This is a genomic window from Burkholderia dolosa, from assembly GCF_902499135.1.
In the GTDB taxonomy this organism is placed as follows: domain Bacteria; phylum Pseudomonadota; class Gammaproteobacteria; order Burkholderiales; family Burkholderiaceae; genus Burkholderia; species Burkholderia dolosa.
Genome location: NZ_CABVPR010000121.1, coordinates 1 through 5,080, shown reverse-complemented (window position 1 = coordinate 5,080; position 5,080 = coordinate 1). Strand labels below are relative to the sequence as shown.

Annotated in this window: 4 protein-coding genes; 2 read left to right on the top strand and 2 right to left on the bottom strand. The window is 72.1% G+C overall.

The window, feature by feature from the left end:
- The first annotated feature begins 145 nt into the window (after nt 1-145).
- On the top strand, nt 146-823 hold the full coding sequence (locus BUB20358_RS27575; RefSeq protein WP_006764312.1) for a heavy metal response regulator transcription factor: 678 nt from the start codon (nt 146-148) through the stop codon (nt 821-823).
- Nucleotides 820-2,298, top strand: a complete 1,479-nt coding sequence (locus BUB20358_RS27570) for a heavy metal sensor histidine kinase (RefSeq protein WP_006764311.1) — start codon at nt 820-822, stop codon at nt 2,296-2,298. The genes BUB20358_RS27575 and BUB20358_RS27570 overlap by 4 nt, the downstream gene beginning before the upstream one ends.
- Here BUB20358_RS27570 and BUB20358_RS27565 read toward each other — a convergent pair.
- Both BUB20358_RS27565 and BUB20358_RS27560 read right to left on the bottom strand, forming a co-directional pair.
- A complete protein-coding gene (locus BUB20358_RS27565) occupies nt 2,279-3,769 on the bottom strand; it encodes an efflux transporter outer membrane subunit (RefSeq protein WP_035972365.1) in 1,491 nt (496 codons plus the stop codon). The genes BUB20358_RS27570 and BUB20358_RS27565 overlap by 20 nt on opposite strands.
- Before the next feature lie 28 nt (nt 3,770-3,797).
- Nucleotides 3,798-5,080 (bottom strand): efflux RND transporter periplasmic adaptor subunit (locus tag BUB20358_RS27560; RefSeq protein ID WP_174905166.1); only part of this gene is annotated, 1,283 nt, incomplete at its 5' end.

The following is a 5,080-nucleotide window of genomic DNA, read 5'->3' as shown; positions in this document are numbered from 1 at the left end:
GGCCGTCGCGGGACGCCCGGCCGGCGACGCACGCGCGGCACCCGCGCGATCGCCGGCGCATGGCGCCCGCGCACGGTGCGCTCGGCATCCCGCGTTTCCCGGTAACATCGCCGGATGTCCGCAACCGCGTGCGATGGAGTCGATCATGCGCATCCTGATAGTCGAAGACGAGCCGAAGACCGGCGCATATCTGAAGAAAGGGCTCGAGGAGTCCGGCTTCAGCGTCGATCTCGCGAAGGACGGCGCGGAAGGGCTGATGCTCGCGCAGGAAGAGTCGTACGACGTGATCGTGCTCGACGTGATGCTGCCCGTGCTCGACGGCTGGGGCGTGCTGAAGCGGCTGCGCGACACGCATACGACGCCGGTGCTGTTCCTGACCGCGCGCGACGACGTGCAGGACCGCGTGCACGGGCTCGAGCTCGGCGCGGACGACTATCTCGTCAAGCCGTTCGCGTTCGTCGAGCTCCTTGCGCGCGTGCGCACGCTCGCGCGTCGCGGGCCGCCGCGCGAGACCGAGCGCATCACGGTCGGCGACCTCGAAATCGACGTCGTGCGCCGCCGCGTGAAGCGCGGCACGGTGCGCATCGATCTGACGCCGCGCGAATTCTCGCTGCTGCAGCTGCTCGCGCGCCGGCACGGCGAAGTGCTCAGCCGCACGCAGATCGCGTCGTACGTATGGGACATGAATTTCGACAGCGACACCAACGTCGTCGAAGTCGCGATCCGGCGGCTGCGCGCAAAAGTCGACGACGATTTTCCGATCAAGCTGATTCACACCGTCCGCGGCGTCGGCTACGTGCTCGAACCGAAGGACGGCGCATGACGCGCGGCCGCTCGCTGACCGCGACGCTCGCGCTCGCGTTCGGCGCGATCACGCTCGCCGTGTTCGCGCTCGTCGGAACATACGTCTACAAGGGCCTCGAACGGCAGGTCAGCACGCAGGACGATCTCGACATCGTGCTCGCGGCGCGGCATGCGCGCCGGCTCGCGGGCGAACTCGAATCGCTCGATGCGGTGCGCGAACACGCGGACCGTCTGACGAGCCAGGTGCTCGGCAACGAGGCGCTGTCGATGGCCGTCGTCGACGCGAGCGGCAACGTGCTCGCGCGCCACAACGTCGAGCGCACCCAGCTCGGCGAGCGGCGCGATGCGGCGCCGGCGGCGGCCGGATCGTCGTCCGTGCTGCCCGACGCCGGGCTGTTTCCGCCGCACGCGACGCCGGTGCCGGCGCGCGAGCGGATCACGGTCGACCGGATCGCGGCGTGGACCGCCGACGGCGGCACGCCGGTGCGCGGCGTCGTCGCCGATGCCGCGCTGCGCGACGGCACGCGGATCCGGATCGCCATCGCGCGCAACATGAGCGATCGCGCGGCGCTGCTGCACGGCTATCGCGACACGCTCGAAATCGCCGGCGGACTCGGCGCGCTGTTCGCGATGCTGCTCAGCGGGTGGCTGATCCGGACCGCGCTCGCGCCGTTGCGCGAGATCGTCGCGAACACCGGGAAGATCACCGTCGACAAGCTCGACATGCGGGTCGACGCGTCGCGTGCGCCGCGCGAGCTGCGCGCGCTCGTCGACGCGCAGAACGCGATGCTCGGCCGGCTGCAGCAGGCGTTCGGCCATCTGTCGCAGTTCAGCGCCGATCTCGCGCACGATTTGCGCACGCCGCTGAACAACATGCGCGGCGCGACGGAAGTCGCGCTCGCGCGCCCGCGCTCCGTTGCCGAATACCAGACGCTGCTCGAATCGAATCTCGAGGAATACGACCGCCTCGCGCGGATGATCGAAAACGTGCTGTTCCTCGCCCGCGCCGAGCATCCGGGCTTCGTCACACGGCAGCGCGCCTTCGACGTGCACGACGAGCTTGCGCGCATCGCCGGCTATTTCGAAGGGCTCGCGGACGAAGCGGGCTCGACGCTGCGCGTCGAAGGGCAAGGTCAGCTGACCGCCGATCTCGAGCTGTTCCGCCGCGCGGTCAGCAATCTGCTCGCGAACGCGCTGCGCTATACGCCGGCCGGCGGCGTCATCACGCTCGGCGTCGACGAAACGGACGACGCGGTGCGCGTGACGGTCGCGAATCCCGGCGAGCCGATCGATCCCGCGCTGCTGCCGCGCATCTTCGACCGCTTCGTGCGCGGCGATCCGGCACGCAGCGGCGGCGTGCCGGGCGGCGCGGCGGGCCTCGGTCTCGCGATCGTGCGCTCGGTGATGGAGCTGCACGGCGGCACCGCGCGCGTCGAAAGCGACATGAACGGCACGCGGTTCGTTCTCACGTTCGTCAAGCAGCCGGCTTCGTGACGCCGGTCGCGGCCGCGCCGTCCGGAAGCGCGGCGGCGCCGGCCCGCCAGCCGCCGCCGAGCGCCTTGATCAGCGCGACCGCGGCCTCCATCCGGCGCGCGGCGATCTGGTCGGCGAGCCGCCGGTTCGACAGCGCGATTGTCTGCGCGGTGACGACGTCCAGATAGCTGACCGCGCCCGCGTTGAAGCGGTTCGTCGTCAGCCGCAGCGACAGGTCGGCCGCATCGGTCGCGCGCTGCTGGCTTTGCGCTTCCGACGCGAGCGCGTCGAGTGCCGACAGCTGATCCTCCACCTGCTGAAACGCGACCAGCACCGTCTGCCGATAGTCGGCCACCGCGCCGTCGTACTGCGCATGCGCGCCGCGCAGCGTCGCGCTGCGGCGGCCGCCGTCGAACAGCGTGCCGGCAAGCTGCGGGCCGAGCGACCAGAACAGGCTCGGCGCGGACAGCCACGGCGCGAAGAAGCCGCTTTCGAGCCCCGCGGCCGCGGACAGCACGAGATCGGGGAAGAACGCGGCGCGCGCCTCGCCGATCTGCGCGTTCGCGGCCGCGACGCGGCGCTCGGCGGCCGCGATGTCGGGCCGCCGCTCGAGCAGCTGCGACGGCACGCCGGTCGGAATCTGCGGCACGTCGAACGGCTGAACGCGCGGCGGCAGCGTGAACGTCGACGCACTCTCGCCGACGAGCGTCGCGATCGCATGCTGCAGCTGCGCGCGCGATGCGTCGATGTCGGTGTCCTGCGTGCGCGTCGATTCGAGCTGCGTCTGCGCCTGCGCGACCGCCGACGCGTCGATCGCGCCGGCCGCGAGCTGCTGCCTGAGCAGCGTCAGCGCGTCCGCATACGCGCGCACCGTGTCGTCGAGCAGCTGCTTCTGCGTATCGAGCGAACGCAGCGCGAAATAATCGGTCGCGAGCTCCGCCGTCACCGACAGCTTCACGGCCTGCAGGTCGGCCGCGCTCGCGGCGGCGTCCGCCTGCGCGCCGGCCACCGCATCGCGCACGCGGCCGAACACGTCGGGCTCCCAGCTCGCGGCGACGCCGGCCTGATAGTCGGACGTCGTCTTGCCCGCGAGCGACGAGCCGAGCCGGTTGCGCGACACGCGCGCGCGGCTCTGCGCGACGCCGGCCGTGACGGTCGGCAGGAACCCCGCATGCTGGTAATCGACCAGCGCGCGCGCCTGCTCGAGGTCGGCGACGGCTTTCTTCACGGTCTGGTTCGACACGTCGACGCGTGCTTCGAGCGCGTTCAGGTCGGCGTCGCCGAACACGGTCCACCACGCGCCGCGCGGTGCGGCGTCGGCCGGCGCGGCGACGTTCCAGCCGGCCTGATCGGCCGGCGCGCCCGCATAGTGCGCGGGCACCGCGACCGACGGCGGCGAATAAGGCGGCAGCGTCGAACAGCCGGCGAGCGCGGCGGCGACGCCGAGCGCAGCGAGACGGCGGGCGAACGGGAGCGGAGCGGGCAAGCGCATGGCAGGCACCTCGTAGGTTGTCGTATGGTCAGCCGCGGGCGGACGCCGGCAGCGCGGCCGATGCGGCCGATGTCGCTGCCGCGGCGCTCGCCGGATGCACGGACGGGACGGGCGGCGTACCGGCCGCGGGCGCGGCCTGCGCGACGCGAGCGGGCTGGGCGGACGTTGCCGATCGAGCGGATTGAGCGGCAGCCGGCGCCGCATCGTGCGCGACGGACACGACCTTCACGATCTCGCCGGCCGTGATCGCGTCGCCGGGGTTGTCGATCACGCGATTGGTCGGCGCGAGCCCCGCGACGATCTCGGCGCGCGTGCCGAAGTCGCGTCCGATCTGCACGGTCTTCAGCGCGGTGCGGCCGTCCGCGCCGACGGTCGCGACCGTCACGCCGTTCGGCCGGAACAGCAGCGCGCTGACCGGCAGCTCGAGCGCGGGCGCCGCGCTCGGCAGCACGAGGTGCGCCTGCGCATACGCGCCGGGCATCAGCGCGCCGTCGCGGTTGTCGACGTCGATCTCGACGCGCAGCGTGCGCGTGACCGGATCGATCGCGCCCGCATCGCGCGCGACGTGCGCGGCAAAGCGCCGCCCCGGATACTGCTGCGTCGTCAGGTAGACCGGCGTGCCGGTCGACACGCCGGCCGCGCTGTCCTGCGGCACGTCGACGAACACGCGCAGCGTGTCGGTCTGCTCGAGATGGAACAGTTCGCCGGACAGGCCGGGGCTGCCCGGCGTGCCGCCCGCGGTGACGAGCGTGCCGACGTCGACGTTGCGCGCGGTGATCACACCGTCGAACGGCGCGGTGACCGTCTCGTACGACACCAAATCCGCGAGATGCGCGACGTTCGCCTGCGCGGACGCGAGCATCGCGCGCTTCGCGTGCATGTCCGCGACCTTCGTGTCGGTGTCCTGCTGCGATACCGATTGCGTCTTCAGCATGTCCTGCCAGCGCTGCGCGGTCGACTTCGCGTAGTCGTAGTTCGCCTGCGCGCTTGCCTCGTCGGCGCGCGCCTGGCGCAGCTGCGCGTCGAGATCGGGCGCGGCGATCTGCGCGAGCGTCTGGCCGGCTTTCACGTGCGCGCCGAGATCGACGCTCCAGTGCGCGATATAGCCGCTGGTGCGCGCATAGATCGACGCCTCCGCGTACGGCGCGACCGAGCCGGGCAGCGTGAGCGTCTGATCGGCCGGCGCCGCGCCCGGCATGATCACGGATACCGGCAGCGCACGCTGCGCGGCGACCTGCGTGCGCTGCGCGGCACGCGCGTCGATGCGCGGCACGATGCCGATCGCGAGCAGCGCGGCGGCGGCCTGCGTCT